Source organism: Methanobrevibacter filiformis, from assembly GCF_001639265.1.
Classification (GTDB): Archaea; Methanobacteriota; Methanobacteria; order Methanobacteriales; family Methanobacteriaceae; genus Methanacia; species Methanacia filiformis.
In genome coordinates this window covers 1-20,501 of record NZ_LWMT01000228.1, presented here as the reverse complement: position 1 = coordinate 20,501, position 20,501 = coordinate 1, and the positions used below count along the sequence as shown (strand labels likewise).

Annotated in this window: 15 protein-coding genes; 9 read left to right on the top strand and 6 right to left on the bottom strand. The window is 26.7% G+C overall.

Features of this window, described 5'->3' with window-relative positions:
- The 5 genes from MBFIL_RS05915 to MBFIL_RS05895 form a co-directional block, all read left to right on the top strand.
- Positions 1–2,282 (top strand): DUF11 domain-containing protein (locus tag MBFIL_RS05915; protein WP_157078701.1); only part of this gene is annotated, 2,282 nt, incomplete at its 5' end.
- Positions 2,283–2,730: 448 nt separating this feature from the next.
- Positions 2,731–3,396 carry a hypothetical protein gene (locus tag MBFIL_RS05910; protein WP_066972434.1) on the top strand — a complete coding sequence of 222 codons (666 nt, stop codon included), beginning with the start codon at positions 2,731–2,733 and terminating at the stop codon, positions 3,394–3,396.
- A gap of 302 nt (positions 3,397–3,698) precedes the next feature.
- The gene (locus MBFIL_RS05905) at positions 3,699–4,412 is read left to right on the top strand and encodes a (5-formylfuran-3-yl)methyl phosphate synthase (protein ID WP_066972431.1); all 714 of its coding nucleotides are present in this window, start codon (positions 3,699–3,701) and stop codon (positions 4,410–4,412) included.
- A 434-nt stretch (positions 4,413–4,846) separates the two neighbouring features.
- Positions 4,847–6,328 (top strand): IMP dehydrogenase, encoded by a 1,482-nt coding sequence (gene guaB / locus MBFIL_RS05900; RefSeq protein WP_066972428.1) that lies wholly within the window; start codon positions 4,847–4,849, stop codon positions 6,326–6,328.
- A 70-nt stretch (positions 6,329–6,398) separates the two neighbouring features.
- Entirely contained in the window at positions 6,399–7,148 is a 750-nt protein-coding gene (locus MBFIL_RS05895) for a molybdenum cofactor guanylyltransferase (RefSeq protein WP_281192520.1), read from the top strand.
- A gap of 53 nt (positions 7,149–7,201) precedes the next feature.
- On the opposite strand, the gene MBFIL_RS05890 is transcribed toward MBFIL_RS05895, so the two are convergent.
- From MBFIL_RS05890 to MBFIL_RS05875, 4 genes are all read right to left on the bottom strand, one after another.
- Positions 7,202–7,942 (bottom strand): hypothetical protein, encoded by a 741-nt coding sequence (locus MBFIL_RS05890; RefSeq protein WP_157078700.1) that lies wholly within the window; start codon positions 7,940–7,942, stop codon positions 7,202–7,204.
- A 108-nt stretch (positions 7,943–8,050) separates the two neighbouring features.
- A complete protein-coding gene (cbiT, locus tag MBFIL_RS05885) occupies positions 8,051–8,617 on the bottom strand; it encodes a precorrin-6Y C5,15-methyltransferase (decarboxylating) subunit CbiT (protein ID WP_066972419.1) in 567 nt (188 codons plus the stop codon).
- A gap of 3 nt (positions 8,618–8,620) precedes the next feature.
- Complete coding sequence (locus MBFIL_RS05880; protein ID WP_066972416.1) at positions 8,621–9,184, bottom strand: UbiX family flavin prenyltransferase; 564 nt, start codon at positions 9,182–9,184, stop codon at positions 8,621–8,623.
- 158 nt (positions 9,185–9,342) lie between these two features.
- Entirely contained in the window at positions 9,343–10,566 is a 1,224-nt protein-coding gene (locus MBFIL_RS05875) for an HD domain-containing protein (protein WP_066972437.1), read from the bottom strand.
- 931 nt (positions 10,567–11,497) lie between these two features.
- On the opposite strand from MBFIL_RS05875, the gene MBFIL_RS05870 reads away from it, so the two are divergent.
- Positions 11,498–15,982, top strand: a complete 4,485-nt coding sequence (locus MBFIL_RS05870; RefSeq protein ID WP_066972413.1) for a beta strand repeat-containing protein — start codon at positions 11,498–11,500, stop codon at positions 15,980–15,982.
- A gap of 254 nt (positions 15,983–16,236) precedes the next feature.
- On the opposite strand, the gene MBFIL_RS05865 is transcribed toward MBFIL_RS05870, so the two are convergent.
- Together MBFIL_RS05865 and MBFIL_RS05860 are read right to left on the bottom strand one after the other, a co-directional pair.
- Positions 16,237–16,674 carry a molybdenum cofactor biosynthesis protein MoaE gene (locus MBFIL_RS05865; protein WP_066972410.1) on the bottom strand — a complete coding sequence of 146 codons (438 nt, stop codon included), beginning with the start codon at positions 16,672–16,674 and terminating at the stop codon, positions 16,237–16,239.
- A 199-nt stretch (positions 16,675–16,873) separates the two neighbouring features.
- Positions 16,874–17,407 carry a nicotinamide-nucleotide adenylyltransferase gene (locus MBFIL_RS05860; protein ID WP_066972407.1) on the bottom strand — a complete coding sequence of 178 codons (534 nt, stop codon included), beginning with the start codon at positions 17,405–17,407 and terminating at the stop codon, positions 16,874–16,876.
- 350 nt (positions 17,408–17,757) lie between these two features.
- Between MBFIL_RS05860 and MBFIL_RS05855 the strand changes: the two genes are divergently transcribed.
- The 3 genes from MBFIL_RS05855 to MBFIL_RS05845 all read left to right on the top strand — a co-directional run.
- Positions 17,758–19,491 (top strand): ATP-binding cassette domain-containing protein, encoded by a 1,734-nt coding sequence (locus MBFIL_RS05855; RefSeq protein ID WP_066972404.1) that lies wholly within the window; start codon positions 17,758–17,760, stop codon positions 19,489–19,491.
- 51 nt (positions 19,492–19,542) lie between these two features.
- Positions 19,543–19,956 carry a universal stress protein gene (locus MBFIL_RS05850; protein WP_066972401.1) on the top strand — a complete coding sequence of 138 codons (414 nt, stop codon included), beginning with the start codon at positions 19,543–19,545 and terminating at the stop codon, positions 19,954–19,956.
- 243 nt (positions 19,957–20,199) lie between these two features.
- Positions 20,200–20,501, top strand: a 302-nt coding sequence (locus MBFIL_RS05845; protein WP_157078627.1) for a hypothetical protein, incomplete at its 3' end; no start/stop codon positions are given.

Sequence of the window (20,501 nt, the reverse complement as noted above, 5' to 3'; positions counted from 1 at the left end):
ATAATACAGGATTATGGAATATTGGAACATTAAATGTTAATGAAATGGTTACGCTTAAAATTGAAGTGATAATAGCTAGTTCAGGAACAATAGAAAATATTGCAAATGTAACAGCAAATGAAGTAATACTTAATGGCAGTAACACCAACACAAGCACAACAATCTATGTAGGAGATGTGAATGTAAGTATAATTAAAGTCTCAAATGCATCAGCTAACCCTCACTATGGAGATCACGTTAAATACACCATCACAGTAGAAAATCATGGTCCAATCAATGGAACCAATGTAATAGTCACTGACTACATTGATACAACTAAATTACACTATATAAACCACACAGCATCAAATTCCACAACTTATGATAATAACACTGGAATATGGAATATAGGTAACCTTACACCTAATCAATTAGTAACCTTAACCATAGAAGTTGAAATTATAGGACTTGGAAATATAACAAACACAGCAAACATAACAACAAATGAAACAAATGTAAACAATCAAAGCAGTACTAACAAATTCACAGTATCAGATGTTAACATATCTATAATTAAAATAGCTAACACAACAGCAAAAGTAAATATTGGAGACAATATAACCTACACAATCAATGTAACCAATAACGGACCAACAACTGCCACAGGAGTTAATGTAACTGATATTATAGATTCTAATAAATTACAATACCTTAATTCAAGTCCAAGTAATGGTGCATATGATGAAAGTACTGGTATTTGGACAATCGGCAATATCCTTCCAGAACAATCTGCAATATTAACAATCAATGTAACTGTAATAGGAACTAGTTCAGTAACTAACACTGCTAATGTAACTACAAATCAAACAAATATTAATACTACAAATAGAAGTAGTACTGTAGTAATTAATTTCACTAAAAAGGATGTTAATATCAGTGTTAATGTTCCTGATGGTAAGGTTGGGGATACTGTTAATATTACTCTTAATTTAACTGATGAGCATGGTAATCCTGTTAATACGATTGCTAATGTGATTGTTGATGGTGTTAATTATACTAATGTTGAGTTTGTTGATGGGATAGCTATTGTCTCTTACAATATTACTGTTGTTAAAAATAATATTACTGTTGGATTTATGGGAAATGATAAATATAATGGTACTGAGGGTATTTTTGGTGTGAATTTCACTAAGGGTGGTGTTAATCTTAATGTTAGTATTTCTAATGGTAGTGTTGGTGATATTGTTAATATTACTCTTAGTTTGACTGATGAGCATGGTAATCCTGTTAATACGATTGCTAATGTGACTGTTGGTGGTGTTAATTATACTGATGTTGGGTTTGTTGATGGGGTAGCTGTTATTAATTATACTATTACTGGAGCTAATGATAATATTACTGTTGGATTTGGTGGTAATGATAATTATAATGGTACTGGGGGTACTTTTGGTGTGAATTTCACTAAGGGTGGTGTTAATCTTAATGTTAGTGTTTCTAATGGTAGTGTTGGTGATACTGTTAATATTACTCTTAGTTTGACTGATGAGCATGGTAATCCTGTTAATACGACTGCTAATGTGACTGTTGGTGGTGTTAATTATACTGGTGTTGAGTTTGTTGATGGGGTAGCTGTTATTAATTATACTATTACTGGAGCTAATGATAATATTACTGTTGGATTTGATGGTAATGATAATTATAATCATGTAAATAAAACTATAGATGTTAATTTCACTAAAAAAGATGTTAATATTGATATTAATGTTCCAAATACTAAAGTTGGACATAATGCTACAGCAACTATCACTGTTAAAGATTTAAATGGTAATTCAATTCCTAATGCTTTAATTAAAGTTGTATTAAATGGTAAATCTCTTGGAAACTTTATTACTGATAAAAATGGTCAAGTACATCTTGTAATACCTGTTAGCAAGAATAATACTATAGAAGTTATATTTGATGGGGATTATCAATATAATTCAACTAAAAAATTATTTGAATTTGAAGGTAATTCTTCTACTAACAATACCAATAACACAAATGGTACCAACAATAGTAGTAATAATCATACTAATAATAATAGTGATAATAATAGTAATAACGATAATAATAACAATAATAATCATACTAATAATAACAATTCCAATGGATTTAGAGGTTCTAATATTAATATGAAGAAAACTGGTGTTTCTTTAATAGATATTATACTATTAATTTTATGTATTTTTGGATTGATTTCAGCTAATAAATTGAGAACTAGGAATAATTTTAAAAATAGTAATAATAATATTATGGGTAAGTGAAACCACATACTAATCATGTATATTAATGAATTAATTAATAAAATGTTTAGCTGAATTTAGCTAAATGTATTTTTAACATCTATAAATATATCCTAATGTCATAGCTATTTAATTTTAAATAGTTATATATTATTAATTTCACATCATATAGCTAAAATAAAGAAAATTAAAGCTTAATTAGAAAAATAACGAAATATTTAAAACTATAATATTAAATTGGCATGACACTAATATCATTTGATATAACTCAACTACAACAACTTTCAGAACCATAAGTTACTAATGCTCTATATTTTTCTATATTTTTAGTTATTTAATATTATTTTTCTTTATTTTTCTATATCTCGTTTTTTAAGTGATCAGAGCTTATTTGTTTTTTTAATAACAAAATATTTAAAGAATTAGTTTGATATTGTATATTTAATGATTAATTTCATGGAGGTTAATTATGTCAAAGAATGATTCATTAAATAATAAAGCTTTGGATGAAAATAATGAAATTTCAAGTGATTTATCTGATTCTGAAACTTTAGATTCTACATACTCACAAGATGAAAATGTTAATTCTAATAATGGTTCTAATAATAAACTTTTAATTGCAATTTCTGGAATAGTTTTGATTGTTGTAGTGGTTGCTGTTGCTTGGTTTGCTTTCAGTGATGTTTCTAATTCTCTTCAAACTAACTCAACAACTGCTGAAGCAACAACATTACATTTTAACAAAAATAATATTACTTTCGATTATTTAAATACATGGATTCAAGCTAATGACAGTCAAGGTACTTTTTTATTACTTGAAAACCCTGATAATGCTGCATTGTTTAATTTGGAATATGATAATAATGAAAATTACAGTCTTGATGATCTAGTACAGGCTTATAAATTTCAATTAGAATCAGATAATTTCAAAATAGTTAATATATCTGATACTAAAGTTGGAGGTATTGATGCTAAACTTATTAATGCTTCAAATGATAATGCAGGAGCAACAGAATATGTGTATCTTGTTGTAAAGAATGATAATTTGTATTTATTTACTTTTTATACCTATTCAAACATATCTAATATTCAAAATGATATTGACATGATAACTCGTACTTTTAAAGTTAACTAATTTATTTAATAGCTTAGCTAACTAAATTATTATGTAAATTATAAATGGTTTAATAAGTATTAAGTATTATTGTTATCCCAGTGTATTCTTTAATTTTTTACTATTTTTCTATTTTAGACAAAAACATTATTATATATGAGATATAATAAATAGATTAAATAAAATTTATATTACTTAATAAGTTTATTCTTTAATATCTTATTATGGATATTGAACTTATTATGATTCAATTGTTTATTTAATGATTTTAATTGTTTATTTATTAAAATAATATTAAAAATAATTTTTATGGAGGAAATGTATTGCTTCTACTAGTTAGTCCAATAAATAATGAAGAAGCCCTTGAAGCTATTAAAGGTGGTGCAGATATTGTGGATGTTAAAAATCCTAAAGAGGGGTCACTTGGAGCTAATTTTCCATGGGTAATAAAAGAAATTAGGGATTTAACTCCAAAAGATATGTTAGTTAGTGCAACTTTAGGGGATGTTCCATATAAACCTGGCACAGTTTCTCTTGCAGCTATGGGTGCTCTTGTTTCAGGAGCAGATTACATTAAAGTAGGTTTGTATGGTACAAACGATTATGATGAAGCTGTGGATTTAATGAAAAATGTTGTTAAAACAGTGAAAGATAATAATAGTGAAGCTATTGTTGTTGCTTCAGGGTATGCTGATGCTCATCGTGTTGGTGCAGTTAGTCCATGGGATATTCCAAAAGTTGCGTATGATTCTGGTGCTGATCTTGCAATGTTAGATACTGCAGTTAAAGATGGAAAAACACTTTTTGATTATTTGGATATTAATGATTTAAAGAAATTTGTAGATGAAATTCATGAGTATGGTTTAAAGTCAGCATTAGCGGGCTCAGTAAAGAAAAATCAGCTTAAACCACTAAATGACATTGGATGCGATGTTGTTGGTGTAAGAGGTGCTGCATGTGTTGGTGGAGATAGAAACACTGGTAGGATTAATAGTTCTGCAGTGTATGAATTAAAATCATTAATTGAAAATTTTTAATCTTTACTTTTTAATTAATAGCTATTTTAATTAATTTATTCTTTAATTAATAGCTATTTTAATTAATTTACTCTTTAATTAATAGCTATTTTAATTAATTTAACCATTAATTAATAGCTATTTGGTTAATATTTATCATTATTCTTATTTTATTACTTTATTTTATTTATTTAATACATCATTTTTAATGTTTTAATTTTTGATTTATAACTTATTTATTTATACTTGAAATTACATATTATATTATTAAAGTTAATAATATAAATTTAAATATTCAATCATATAATCAGAATTACTAAATTTTATTAATTTTTACTTTATAATAATTTTTAATTTATTTAATTTTATAATTAATTGATATTTAATTAGATAATTTTTATAATTATTATTAAGTAGGGTAAATAATGAACTAACATATTAAGGAGGTATTAATCATTTTTTTGAGTAAACTTAATAATGCAATTACTGGATATACATATGATGACTTCTTGCTTGTTCCAAATGAATCTTGGATTGAAGCTAAGGATGTTGAAACAAGAAGCAAAGTTTCTACAAACCATGAACTTAACATTCCAGTTATAAGTTCTGCTATGGATACTGTTACTGAAGCAGAATTAGCAATAGCATTAGCACATGTAGGAGGGCTTGGTGTTATTCATAGGAACATGACACTTGAGCAGGAAGTTAATGAAGTTCGAAAAGTTAAAATGTCTGGAGACCTTACAATTCGTGATGTTGTCACAACTTCTCCAGACCATTCCTTAAGTTCTGTTCGTGAAATAATGGTTGAAGAAAATGTTAGTGGGCTTCCTGTAATTGATGATGGTAAACTCATTGGGATTATCAGTAAAAGAGACATTAAACCATTAATAACTTCAGATAGTAAGAAAAAAGTTAAAGATATAATGACTTCTGATGTTGTCACTGTTGAAGATTCTATATCTCCTGAAGAAGCTTTAAATATAGCTTATGAAAACAAAATTGAAAGACTTCCAGTTGTAAGAAATGATAAACTTGTGGGAATTATAACAATTAAAGATATATTAAACCATAAAAATTATCCTCAAGCTTCAAGAGATAAAAACGGTAATTTACTTGTAGCTGCAGCAACAGGACCATTTGATTTAGAAAGAGCAATGGCTTTAGATGAAGCTGGTGCAGATATTATAGCTATTGACTGTGCCCATGCTCATAACATGAATGTAGTTAATTTTATTGAAAAAATTAAAGATAATATTAGTGCAGATTTGCTTGTAGGAAATATTGCAACTCCTGAAGCAGCAGAAGCCCTTATTTCCAAAGGAGTTGACGGAATAAAAGTAGGTATAGGTCCTGGAACAATATGTACTACAAGAATAATCACGGGGGTAGGTGTCCCTCAATTAACTGCTGTTTCTAGTGTAGCAGATGTAGCAAATGACTATGATGTTCCAGTCATCGCTGATGGTGGTCTTAGATACTCTGGTGATATAGCTAAAGCTATTGGTGCAGGTGCTGATATTGTAATGCTTGGAAGTCTTCTTGCTGGAACTTATGAATCTCCAGGAGATGTTGTTGTTATGAATGGTAGGAAATATAAACAATATCGTGGAATGGGCTCAATGGGAGCTATGACTGGTGGATTCGGTGGAGGTGCTGATAGATATTTCCAAGAAATTAAAGGTCATATGAAACACTCAAAATTAGTTCCTGAAGGAGTTGAAGGTGCAGTTCCATATAAAGGTACAGTAAATGAAGTAGTATTCCAACTCGTAGGTGGATTAAAAGCGTCTATGGGTTATTGTGGTGCAAAAAACATTAATGATATGAAGGAGAAAGCTAAGTTTGTTAAAATAACATCAAGTGGAATTAAAGAAAGTCATCCACATGACCTTTTAATTACAAACGAAAGTCCTAATTACCCTACATTAGAATAAATTGGAATATTCCTTTATTTTTTTAATTTAATCATATATTTCTATCTATTTTTTAATAGCTATTTTGTTGGTGTTTTTTATTAAAGTTGAAAATATTAAATCTTGTATCCTTTTATGTGGTGGTATGAGTAGAAGAATGGGTAAAGACAAAGGTTCTTTAATTATTAATAAAAAACCAATGATAATTCACATACTTGAAACATTAAACCATCAAATAGATGAACTTGTAATTGTTTTAAATGATAGTGATAGGATAGCTAGATATAAATATATTATTCAACAATATGAAAATAGTAGTAATACTAATAATATAAATAATACTAATAATATAATGAAGGAATTTAATAATAGTTATAGCTATTCTATTCAATTTGTTGAAGATGAAATCAAAAATAAAGGTCCTTTGTCTGGTATTTACACTGGATTAAAACATATTAGTTCTGATTATACATTAGTGATTCCTTGTGATTCTCCATATATTGATGCTGATTTTTTAATAGCTATGTTTAAAATTAAAAATCAAATATTAACTGATCTTCAAAATATAGATGCTTTTGTTCCTTCTTATGGTTTAACTAGTGATATTAATTGTTATAATAATAAAGATAATGATATTGAAATTAGACTTAAATCTTTTGAGCCTTTACATTCAATTTATAGTAAAAATATAATAAATTCAATTAAAAAATTATTAGATTCAGATGTTCTTGATTTAAAATCATTATTAAAAGAAGTAAATGTGTATTTTATAAATATTGATGAAAATTTTAGTAAAAAAAGTTTTAAAAATCTTAATAAAATGGATGATTTAAAGCTATAATATTAAATATTAAATATTAAATATTGTATTATGTGTTTTTATTTTTACTGTTATTATTCTATTTCTACTTTTGCATTTTCGTCAAATGGGTTTGTACGCATTGATAATGCAAATATATATGGATAATGATGTTTTAAGTAATATAAATAGCTTACCCATTCATAAACAAGACTATAATACGCTCTGTCTATATCATGTAATATATGGTTCAAGTCTGGTTCAGATATTTCTTCAAAATTTTCTCTTCTTTCTAACTCTTCGTCTAAATGGAATATTGCCATTATTACTTCTGAAAAATTTTCTTTTTCTAAAAGAACTGGATTTTCAAGCATTCTAACTAAGAAATATCTTTTTTTAACAAGTATTTCTTGTAATTTTGTAAGGTACTCTTTTCTGTCGTTTTTATCTAATTTTAAACTGAATCTATGATTAATTTTATTTTTTAATAGATTTAATATATCTAAAAAGCCCTTATCATCTTTATTTTTTAATTCTTCAAGTAAATTTTTGATTTTATCATTATCTTGATCAATTTTACTAAAGCTTTTAATAAGATCGGTACCTATTTCAGAGAAAAAAACACTCATGAGCATGTCTAATTTTTCAAATATGCTTTCTTTTTCTTTTTTAGCTATCACTCCTTCTATTACAAGAGCTACAATTAAAATATCCAAAGGAACGAAGGCCATATCAATCAATATGTAAAATACGACTTCATGAATATCTCTAAATATTAAATAGTTTGCAGAATATATGATAGCTGAAAGGACTATTAATATTAGTCCTAACTTCATTTTCCAACCAAAATTAATTTTCATTCTATCAATTGCCTTTTTAATAATATTTATATTTAATTTAACATATTAATCTATATTAATAGTTTATATATCTACATTTGTACATTAATCTAATTTAATTGCTGTTATAATAGCTATAGGGTTTTGTGCCAACATCATGGTTTTATTTCTTATGAATCGTCCTTTAGAAATATTAACTTCAATAATTTCTGTATTATATCCTAAATTTTTAAGTTTATTTAATGCTTGAACTTTTGTCTCAATTAAAATAGCTGTAACAATAATTTTCCCATTATAAACTAATTTTTCATCTATTAAATCGATTATTTCATTCATTTGATTATTACTTCCACCAATAATAGCTAAATTAATAGTATGTATTGACTTTAAGCCAGCTACTGCCTCATCTTCTATTAATTCAACTTTATCTTGTAGATTGAATTTTTTAAGATTTTTTCCAGTTATCTCAATTGCTTCTGGATTTTTATCAATAGCTATTACTTTTTTAGCTATTTTAGCTATTTCGCAACTTATGCCTCCAGTTCCACATCCAATATCCATAACAACATCTTTTTTTGAAGCTTCACTTTTAGCTATTATTAATGCTCTTATTTCTTCTTTTGTTGGTCCTGGAACATTTTTAGATTTAATAAATTCATTATCTTTAATCAATTATTATCCCTCATATTTATTTGTCCATCTTTTAAATTCATTATTTTCTATTTTTAAAACATCTAATATTTTACCTACAATGAAATCACAAAGTTCATCAATATTTTTGGGATTATGGTAGAAAGCTGGCATGGATGGAAGAATGATTCCTCCCTCTTTACTTATTTTAAGCATATTTTCAAGATGGGCTGTTCTAAGGGGTGTTTCTCTTGGAACAAGTATTAATTCTCTTCTTTCCTTTAAACACACATCAGCTACTCTTGTTATGCTATTGTTTCCATAGCTATTAGCTATTGCAGATAATGTTTTCATTGAACATGGAACAATAACTAAAGAGTCAAATTTAAAAGAACCACTATTTATTGAAGAGCTTATATCATCAAATTCAAAATAATAATTAGTTATTGACTTAATATCCTCAATAGTAATATCAGTTTCGTATTCTAAAACTAATTTAGCAGAATTACTTACAATAACTCCAGTTTTAATATTCAATTTTTTCAATGCTTTAATTAACTTTAAACTATAAATAATTCCGCTAGCTCCAGTAATAGCAACAATAATCATAAAATCCCTTATAACTTTTATTATTTATTAATAATCATGACTTATTTATTAATACATACTAATTATTAATAATTATGATTTATTTATTAATACATACTAATTATTTATTAACATTCACTATTTAGTTAATATTATACTTAATTTCTATTATTTATTATTTAAATTAATTTCCTTTGACTTAAATGCATTGTATCAAATTTATTTTCTGATTTTTCAGGAAGGTCAAGATAATTTTCAAATTTGAATTTCTTAATTTTATTTTTATCTTCTTTTGGAATATATAATGATATATCTGGATAATTAAACCTTGCAATTTTCAATGCACCTACTATACTTGAAATTTCATTTAAGTGATATATGTCTTCACCATCATAAACTTGGGTTTTCATTTCATCGAATCGAGGATAGTCTGCAATATTTATAATTATATTATCTCTATCAATATTAGTTTCTTCACTAATTTCTTCTTCAGCTTTTCTAAGTTCTTTTTCCTCTATTTTGAATATGTCATTAGGATTTTTAAATTGGTTTAATTTAATTGAATGGGCTGTTTTTAAAAGGTTTCGATTATCTAATCGTGTTACAAAGTCTTTAATCGTTCCTTCACTATTTCTGAGGATAGTTATAATATCTATTTCATCATATTCGTAAATCTTGTTTTTATTAATAATTTTCTCTTTAAATGACTTTTTAAGACATCTTCTAAACATTGCATTAACTATGCGTGTTGTATGGTGTTGGTAAACACTGGGATACATAAAATATCTTGCTACAAGTGTGGCTTCTGCAGCTTGAACAGCTTTAATATTAAGTAATAAATAATTATCTAATTTCATATTAGTTATTATTCTTTCAACATCAATAATTCCATAAGCTACTCCAGTATAATGTGAATCTCTCATTAAATAGTCCATTCTATCCACATCTAATTCTCCTGAGACTAATGGTCCTAACTCACTATCACCATTTATGATTTTTATTATTTCATTTACATTAAACTCTTCATTTAATATATCAAATAAACATGTGTGCTTAATAACTTTAGCAGTCAATTTTTCATGAGGGACTCCAAGAACAGGTTCTGATGCATGTGAAAATGGACCATGACCTACATCATGAAGTAAAGATGCTGCTCTAACTAATTTTTTCTCGTGTTCTTCAAGTTCTAAGTGTTGTGCTAACTTTGATCCTAGATACATTGTCCCAATTGAATGTTCAAATCTTGAATGGTTTGCTCCAGGATAAACTAAAGATATGAATCCTAATTGAGTAATTCGTCTAATACGCTGTACTTGTGGAGTATCTATAAGTTTTATTTCAGTTTCATTTAAACAGAGATCGCCATGAACACTGTCTCGTATATATTTAGTATCTTTAGAAATATTAAGCACATCCTTCAAAAACCTGTTTTATCTAATTAGTATAGTTCTATATATTTATATTGGTATATAAAATAAATTCTTGTGTGTTTTTCAAAGTTTATTGTTAATATATTATTTATTTTATACATACTAATAATTTAGTTATATTAATATATTTTTCTATATTATTATATAATTTCTATTAATTAAATTAATTTAATATTATAATATTATGTTATATATTTATAAAATAATATTAATAAATCTTTTCATTAATTTATTAAAATTTAAGTTTAAAATTATAATGTTGTTATTAATAAAAATATTATTTAATTTTTATAAAAATAGGATTTAATATTTGAGCTATTTTAAATAGCTTTGACTGGATGTATATGTTTGACTGGATGTATATGTTTGACTGGATGTATATGTTTGACTGGATGTATATGTTTGACTGGATGTATATGTTTGACTGGATGTATATGTTTGACTGGATGTATATGTTTAACTGGATGTATATGTTTGACTAGTAATGTAATTATTGATCTTACTCCATTTCTAAGAAATATTCCAAACCAAACTCAAATTGTCTAAAACCAAAAAGAATAGCTAAAACAAGATTTAATAAGAATTAGACGAAATTAATTAAGTATAGAAAGTGTCATAATTCCAGTGATATCTTTGTTATTGTTTAATTTTTTTGGAATTATTTCATTTATATATTATATGTTCTATATAATGATAACATTTATATATTATGCTGACCAATATATAATTAATAAAACATAATATTTGATTTGTCATTAATAGTAATTCATGAAAATGAAATATATAATTATATTCAATATTGTCATATAATTGGATATAATTTCGATATCCTTCTTAAATTGCTCTGATTTTATAAGTTAAATAGTTAAATCCGTAATGGCTTATCAATGGAGAAGTGAATTCTATGAAAGTAGAGAAAAATGAAAATAATAATATAAAAAATATAAAATTAAGTAATCGTTCTTCTATAAAAAAAACAAAACATTCTGGGTCTTCAGAGGGTTTGTTTCACGAAACAACTTTTGATCAAACTTTTTCTAAAAGTTTAACTACAATAGCTAGTATATTTAGTATATTCTCAATTATAGCTATTTTATTTGTCACTATTTCATCTGTTAGTGCTGTGGATGTTACCATTAGTGATACAGATGTTACTGGTATTAATGGAGCTGTAGATCAAACTACTGCTACTGGTATTAATCATACAATAACACTTAATCCAGGAACATATGATAAAGATGCTGATATTAGAAATAACATTACAACAAGTAGAAATCTCACAATACAGGGTAATGGGACAAGAGACTTAATAATAATAGATGCGAGAAAACTTGGCAACATCTTTAATATCACAGGCACAGGGAGTAATGTAACATTTAGAAACTTAACATTTATAAATAGTAATAATAGTGTTATCTACAGTTCTAACTCTATGATAACAGTAATAAATTGTAATTTCACAAATAATAATGTTAGTAGTAATGGTGGTGCTATTTACAATGGTGGTAGTAATTTTAGTGTGATTAATTCTAGTTTTAGTGGTAATAATGCTAGTTCTGGTTTTGCTGGGGCTATTTTTAATTTGGGTAATTTTAGTGTGATTAATTCTAGTTTTAGTGGTAATAATGCTAATCGTGGTGGTGCTATTTCTCATAATGGTGTTGGTAATTTTAGTGTGATTAATTCTAGTTTTAGTGGTAATAATGCTAATTCTGGTGGCGCTATTTGTAATGAGGATAATTTTAGTGTGATTAATTCTAGTTTTAGTGGTAATAATGCTAGTTCTGGTGGTGCTATTTATAATAATCCTATTGGTGCTAATCTTAGTGTTATTAATTCTAGTTTTGGTGGTAATAATGCTCTTTCTTTTGCTGGTGCTATTTTTAATTTGGCTAATTTAAGTGTGATTAATTCTAGTTTTAGTGGTAATAATGTTACTAATGGTTCTGGTGGTGTTATTCATAATAATGGTGGTAATTTTTGTGTGATTAATTCTAGTTTTAGTGGTAATAATGCTAATGTTTCTGGTGGTGCTATTTTTAATAATGATACTAATGTTATTGTGATTAATTCTAGTTTTAGTGGTAATAATGCTAATCGTGGTGGTGCTATTTATAATACTGGAGATAATTTAACTTTGAATGGCTCTGAATTCTTTAATAATACATATATGGCTATTTATACATTGAATAATCGGACTTTTATTAATAATAATTTATTTGATGGTAATGATGGTGTTTTAGGAATTGGTTTTGATAATTCAACTATTGATTTAAATAGCTATTTACTAAATAATAATACAATAAAGAATAATGATATTGTTTTACTTGTTAATGGTTCTAGAAATAATATTTCTAATGGTTCAATAATTGGAAATAACAACACAATAGGAATATTTGTAAATGGGCAAAATAATAATTTCTCTAATATTACAATAGCTAATTTAAAAGTTGGTTTCACTTTTAATACAACTAGTAGTGGTAATATAATAAGCAATGCTACACTTCATGATAATGAAATTGGCATATCAATGTTAGGCTCTAATGATACTATCATGAGTTCAACCATAATTAATAATACTATTATTGGTATTAATATCACTGGAAATAATAATATTGTTCAGTATAATCGTATTTATAATAATACTTTAGGGCTTAATAATTCTGGTACTAATATTAATGCTAACTTTAATTGGTGGGGATTAAATAATATCACTGGTCAGTATGCAAATAGTGGTGCTAATTTCAACTTAACATATTGGTATGTACTTGAACTTTCACTGAATAATACTTATAATACTACCCAAAATGCAACAAGAAATTATAGTAAAAATCAAAATGCTATTTTAACCTATAATTTATCACTTAATAGTCCAATAAATAATGATCCAACTTTATTACCTTACTTCACAGTAGAAGTATTACTTATGAACAGTACTGGATCTATTAATAATAGTACTGGTGATATAAGGAACTTAACATTCTCTCAAGTTGTAATGTTAACTAATAATGATCTTCAAGCATCAATTAGGGCTTTAGCAGATGATGAGGATATTGTTCTTATTATTGATAATGGAACTAATAATGTTAATCTTACTATTCTTAAAGTTGCCAATGTAACCAATGTTTCTAATAATGGTACTATTAATTTCACAATAAATATAACTAACAATGGGGCGGATTTTGCATCTAATGTTACTTTCACTGATTTACTTGATGATGGTTTTAAACTTTTGAACACAAATGGAGGTTCATACAATAGTACAACAGGTCTTTGGACTATTGGAGATATTGGGCCTGGAGTAACTGTAACATTAAATATGATTGTTCAAGCTATTAAGTCAGGAACACTAAACAATACTGCAGGTAATCTAACAGCTATTGAAACGCTTGTTGATCCAGATATAAACTCAACAGTAACAATCAATGTCACACCAGCACTCAATTTAAACATTACTAAAGTATCTGATGTAGTAGGATTTGACACAGCTCATATAGGAGACCATGTTAACTACACAATAACAGTTAAAAATAATGGTTTAGATAATGGAACAAATGTACAAGTGTATGACATATTAGGTTCTAAATTAACCTACTTTAATCACACCTCTTCAGTAGGTTCTTATGACAATAACACAGGATTATGGAATATTGGAACATTAAATGTTAATCAAACGGTCACACTTAAAATTGAAGTGATAATAGCTAGTTCAGGAACAATAGAAAATATTGCAAATGTAACAGCAAATGAAGTAATACTTAATGGCAGTAACACCAACACAAGCACAACAATCTATGTAGGAGATGTGAATGTAAGTATAATTAAAGTCTCAAATGCATCAGCTAACCCTCACTATGGAGATCACGTTAAATACACCATCACAGTAGAAAATCATGGTCCAATCAATGGAACCAATGTAATAGTTACTGACCACATTGATACAACTAAATTACATTATATAAATCACACAGCATCAAATTCCACAACTTATGATAATAACACTGGAATATGGAATATCGGTAACCTTACACCTAATCAAATAGTAACCTTAACCATAGAAGTTGAAATTATAGGACTTGGAAATATAACAAACACAGCAAACATAACAACAAATGAAACCAATGTAAACAATCAAAGCAGTACTAACAATTTCACAGTATCAGATGTTAATGTATCCATAGTTAAAATAGCTAACACAACAAAAGTAAACATTGGGGATAATATAACCTACACAATCAATGTAACCAACAACGGACCAACAACTGCCACAGGAGTTAATGTAGCTGATATTATAGATTCTAATAAATTACAATACATTAATTCAAGTGCAACTAATGGAATATATAATGAAAATACTGGAATTTGGACAATCGGAAATCTCCTTCCAGGTCGATCTGCAATATTAACAATCAATGTAATAGTAATAGGAACTAGTTCAGTAACTAACACTGCTAATGTAACTACTAATCAAACAAATATTAATACTACAAATAGAAGTAGTACTGTAGTAATTAATTTCACTAAAAAGGATGTTAATATCAGTGTTAATGTTCCTGATGGTAAGGTTGGGGATACTGTTAATATTACTTTGAATTTGACTAATAGTAGTGGTAATCCTGTTAATACTACTGCTAATGTGACTGTTGATGGTGTTAATTATACTAATGTTGAGTTTGTTAATGGAGTAGCTGTTATTCCTTACAATATTACTGATGTTAAGGATAATATTACTGCTGTCTTTGATGGTAATGATAAGTATAATCCTGCTAATGATACTGTTAGTGTGAATTTTACTAAGGGTAATGTTAGTCTTACTGTTAATGTTCCTAAGGGTAGTGTTGGTGATACTGTTAATATTACTCTTACTTTAACTGATGGGCATGGTAATCCTGTTAATACTACTGCTAATTTGACTATTGGTGGTGTTAATTATACTAATGTTGAGTTTGTTAATGGAGTAGCTGTTATTCCTTATAAGATTCTTGATACTGGGGATATTACTGTTGTCTTTAATGGCAATGAGGACTATAATTATGTAAATAAAACTATAGATGTTAACAATAACACAAATGGTACTAACAATAATACTAATAACAATAATACTAATAATAACAATACTAATAACAATAATACTAATAACAATACTAATAACAATAATACTAATAATAACAATACTAATAACAATAATACTAATAATAACAATACTAATAACAATAATACTAATAATAACAATTCCAATGGATTTAGAGGTTCTAGTATTAATATGAAGAAAACTGGTGTTCCTTTAATAGATATTATATTATTATTAATTTTAGGTATTTTTGGACTGATTTCAGCTAATAAATTGAGAACTAGGAATAATTCTAAAAGTTATAAAAATGTAGTATGATTAAACATGATTAAACCAATTTATAAAATATGGCTAACTTAAAGCTCAGGAAATTACAGAAAAAGAAATTTATGAAAACTTAGGGGGAAAATTGACTACTTTGTTCCTGAAGCAGGAACTGGTGGAAAAATAACTGGTGTTTTAAACTATTTGAAATCAAAAAATAAAAATATTAAATAATATTAAAAAATATTAAAGAAATTTTAGCAGACCTAGGTTCAACAATCGGTGGCAGTGAATAAATCTGAGATTATTCATCCTCCACAAAGTATTGTTGTTGTTCCAGTGTTAGCTATTTCTTCTTTTTTAAAATCAACATCATACTTTGTTCTTTCAATTGTTTCACTTAATGCATCTAATGTTTCGGTTCTGTGGGGTCCGAGAACTCCTACTAAGAATAAACTATCTCCTGTGTAAAATTCTCCAACGAAATGAACAACAACAATGTCAAAAACACCATGTTTGGTTTTAATTTCTTCAAGTATTTCTCCTATTTTTTTCTCAGTTTTTTCTTTATTTGGAGTTGTAAGTAATAGCTTATCTACTTTTTTAATATCTTCTTTGCCTCTAACAAATCCTTCAAATGTGAATATTGCTCCAGAATCATCAATATTATCATTTTTTTTTAAAATATCTACAATATCAGCAATTGTATAATATTCATCATCTTTTTTAACTACTTTAACAAACATATTGTCTTCCTCTTTCAGTGTAATTTCTATTAATTAAAACTGTTTATTAATTAAAATAAAACCATTTAATTAAAAAACTATTATTATTTACTTTTAGCTATTTGATTAATAAAAGTTTCCATTTGATTATAACAATTGTTATAAAATTTATCATAATTCTTTATTATTCTTTATTTAGGTGATATATTTTGATTATTAATTATAATTCGTTAATCTCTTTTTGAGATAAATCTTTTATTCTGTTGATCCCATCTATCTCTCTAATGAATTTGTATGTAGTATTTGGAACTAAGATATCCCATTTTTCATCATTTATCATTTTATTCCTTATTTCTCTTCCAGAATATTCAGTTCTATTGTATAATGGAGGGGTTGTGACTTCATAATTATTTTCAATAAATAATCTTTGAACTAATGGATTTCCACTATAAACTTTGTTAAATGAGGGAGTTAATGTTTTCACATGGGATGCCCATAGAGAATGATTAGATATATCAGGTATAGGTATAATATAATAGCTATTTGGATTAATATTTATTTCATTTAAAGCTTCTTTAACCATAGTTACCCGTTCACCTGCAGTAAATGGATTTTTTGGAGTATGACTTAATTGTGCACTTCCAATAGCTATTATTAGCTCATCAATTTCTTCTAAAACATTTCTAATAATCTGAATGTGACCATTGTGTACTGGTTGAAATCTACCAACAATGATTCCTCTACTTTTCTTCATTAATTCATGTTTATATATTTCATATTATTAATTATTTTCTAATTCATGTAATTCATGTTAATGTATTAAATTTTGATTATGTTAATTAATTTTAATTTAATTAATTTAGATAATATTAAATATTCTTAAAAATAAACTTAATTAAATAGAATTATTAAAATGCTAATTAATTTAGTAATCATGCTCATTATTATATTAATTAATGTATTTTTCCAGGATATCGTTACTAATGATTTATCAGGGATTATATTTATAGGGGATTATTAGTAGCTTATTAATTTTATTATTGATTATATTAATTTATTTATTATTTTCATATTTATTATTTTTAAAATTTAATGGGGATACATATGATCAAAATTGAAAATCTTACAAAAACTTATAAATTAGATAATGGAGATGAAATATCTGCTTTAAAAGATATTAACCTTGAAATTAAGGAAGGAGAGATAATTGGAATTATTGGGGCAAGTGGTTCGGGTAAAACTAGTTTACTTCGTATTTTAAGAGGTGTGGAAGGATTTAATCAAGGAAAAATAGCTATTGATGATGTTGAAGTAGGATTTGATTCAAGTAAATATTATTCCAATAAATTGAAAAAGATAACAGCTATTCATCTTCAACGATCATTTGGTTTATGGCCTGAAACAGCGCTTAACAATGTTATAAGGAAGTTATATGGTGCTAAATATGGTGATGAAGCTTCAACTGATTTTACCTATGCATATGATCAGTATGGTAAGGAAGCTTTGGGATTACTTAAATTAGTTGGTCTTGAAGATAAAGCAGATCATTTTGCTCCAGTTTTAAGTGGTGGAGAAAAACAAAGGTTAATTATAGCAAGACAGCTGGCTAAAAAACCTAAAGTACTACTTTTAGATGAACCTGCAACAATGGCATGTCCAAGAACAAAACAAGCTATTTTAGATTCTATTAAAAATATTAATGAAGAATTAGGAGTTACTGTTGTTTTAGTTTCTCATTTACCTGAAGTTCATAAATATTTAGCAGATCGTTTAGTTTTAATTAAAGATGGAGAAATTAAAAAAGATAATACTGATGTATCAATGGTTATAGATGACTTTTTAAGCGAAATGGATGATGAAATTCCATTAGATACTACATTAACCGATGATACTATGGTTAAACTTAGGGATGTAGCTAAACGATTTTTCCTTCTTAAAGGTGGAAATGTTCTTAATATTGAAGATATAAGTTTTGATGTTAATTGTGAAGACATTCTAACTTTAATTGGACCAAGTGGAGCTGGAAAAACCATACTTCTAAGATTAATAGCTGGTTTGGACAATCTTGAAGAAGGAGAAGTTTTATTTAAATTAACTAATCTTGAAAATAGTGAAAAAGGTGGGGAAACTAATTCATGGGTTGATATTTACAAACCAAGTATTAAGAGGATGGAAGTTAGGAAAAAATTAGGTTTTATGTATCAAGAATTTTCTTTAGCTCACTATGCAACTGTATCTGACCAATTAGCAGTGAAACTAGGTTTTAAAAATCAATATGTTGTTGATGATGCTCGAAAGAGAGCTAAAGAATTAGAACTATCTGATGAACTTTTAGATTCTTTGTATCAATTAACAGATCTTCCTGAAATTGAAGCAAGGTCAAGGCTTGAAAAAATTGGACTTACTCCTGATATATTATATGAGCTATTCCCTAAATTCCCAGAATCAGCAGTTAAAGAGGAAATAGCTCCATTATTTAAGGCATTAGATTTACCTTTAGCTATTTTAAATAGGAAATCTTATGAATTGTCTGGAGGTCAAAAGGTTAGAGCAATGCTTGCATTAGCTTTAGTTTCTAAACCAGAAATTCTAATTTTGGATGAACCTTTCGGTGATTTGGATCCATTAACCTTACGTTTAGTAGCTAACTCAATTAAAAACATAAATAAAGAGTTTAAAACAACAATTGTAATGGTTAGCCATAACATTAACTTCATCAGAGAATTATCAAAAAGAGCTATTTTAATAGACGAGGGAAAATTAATAGCAAATGGAAATACAAATGAGATTGTGGATGACTTTTTAAAATTGTGCAATGCTGAATATTGTAATGTTTGAAATTACATTGATAATATTATTTTAATCATTGATATATGTGGTTGTGTTTAAATGTTTAAAAATATAATGGTTCCTTTAGATGGTTCAACTCATTCGTCTAAAGCTGAAGATATAGCTATTAATCTTGCAAAAAGATTAAATGCGAAATTAACTGTTGTTTATGTAATTGATGAAATTTCACAATCTTCTTATGATTTTTTAGAAAATGAAGGAGATAAAGTTTTAGATGATATAACTAAAAAAGGAAATAAATCAGGAATAACAGTAGCTATTCATTCAATAACTGGTGATCCTTTAAGGGATATGAAGGTAATAGCTGAAAAAACTAAAGTTGATTCAGTTATCATAAGTTCCCATGGAAAAAACAGTGTGGAGCGAAATATCTCATCAAGTGATTTAACTATTGGTAGTGTTGCAGATAGAGTAATTAAAACTTTCGATATTCCTGTAATACTTATTAAATAGTATAGTTATTTAACTTTTATTATTACGATATGATTAAATGTATTTATTAATTTTAGGGGATGTTCCATAATTCAATAGATAATTAGTTAAGACTTATTTTCTTAAATAAGTATTTTGAGAGCCTTATATTGCTGATAAATTAATTATATGGATGAGGATTCGTATTTAATAATTTTCTTTTTATATGTATTATTTTTTTTCTTTGGTATTTTTATTTATGTTTGATTGTTTATATATTTTTTTATGAGTTTTAATAGTAGTATTCGTAAGTGTTTTAGGTTTGTGTTGAAGAAGTTGAATGTTTGGGAGAGTAGTGGTAAGTTTAGTGTTGATTTTGATTATTTGAGGTCTGTTGTTCGTGGGGATTTTAGTGATTTGTGGAAGGAAGGTCTTAATTTTAATATTAATAGTCCTTTTAATAAAGAGCTTTTGTGTTGTGATTTGGAAAGAATGGTTCGCGCATTAGATGATGGAGAAAGTGTGAATCATTTTAAGACTCTTTTTCTTCTTAACTCTATGAATAATGAAAATGAAGAGTTGTTAGA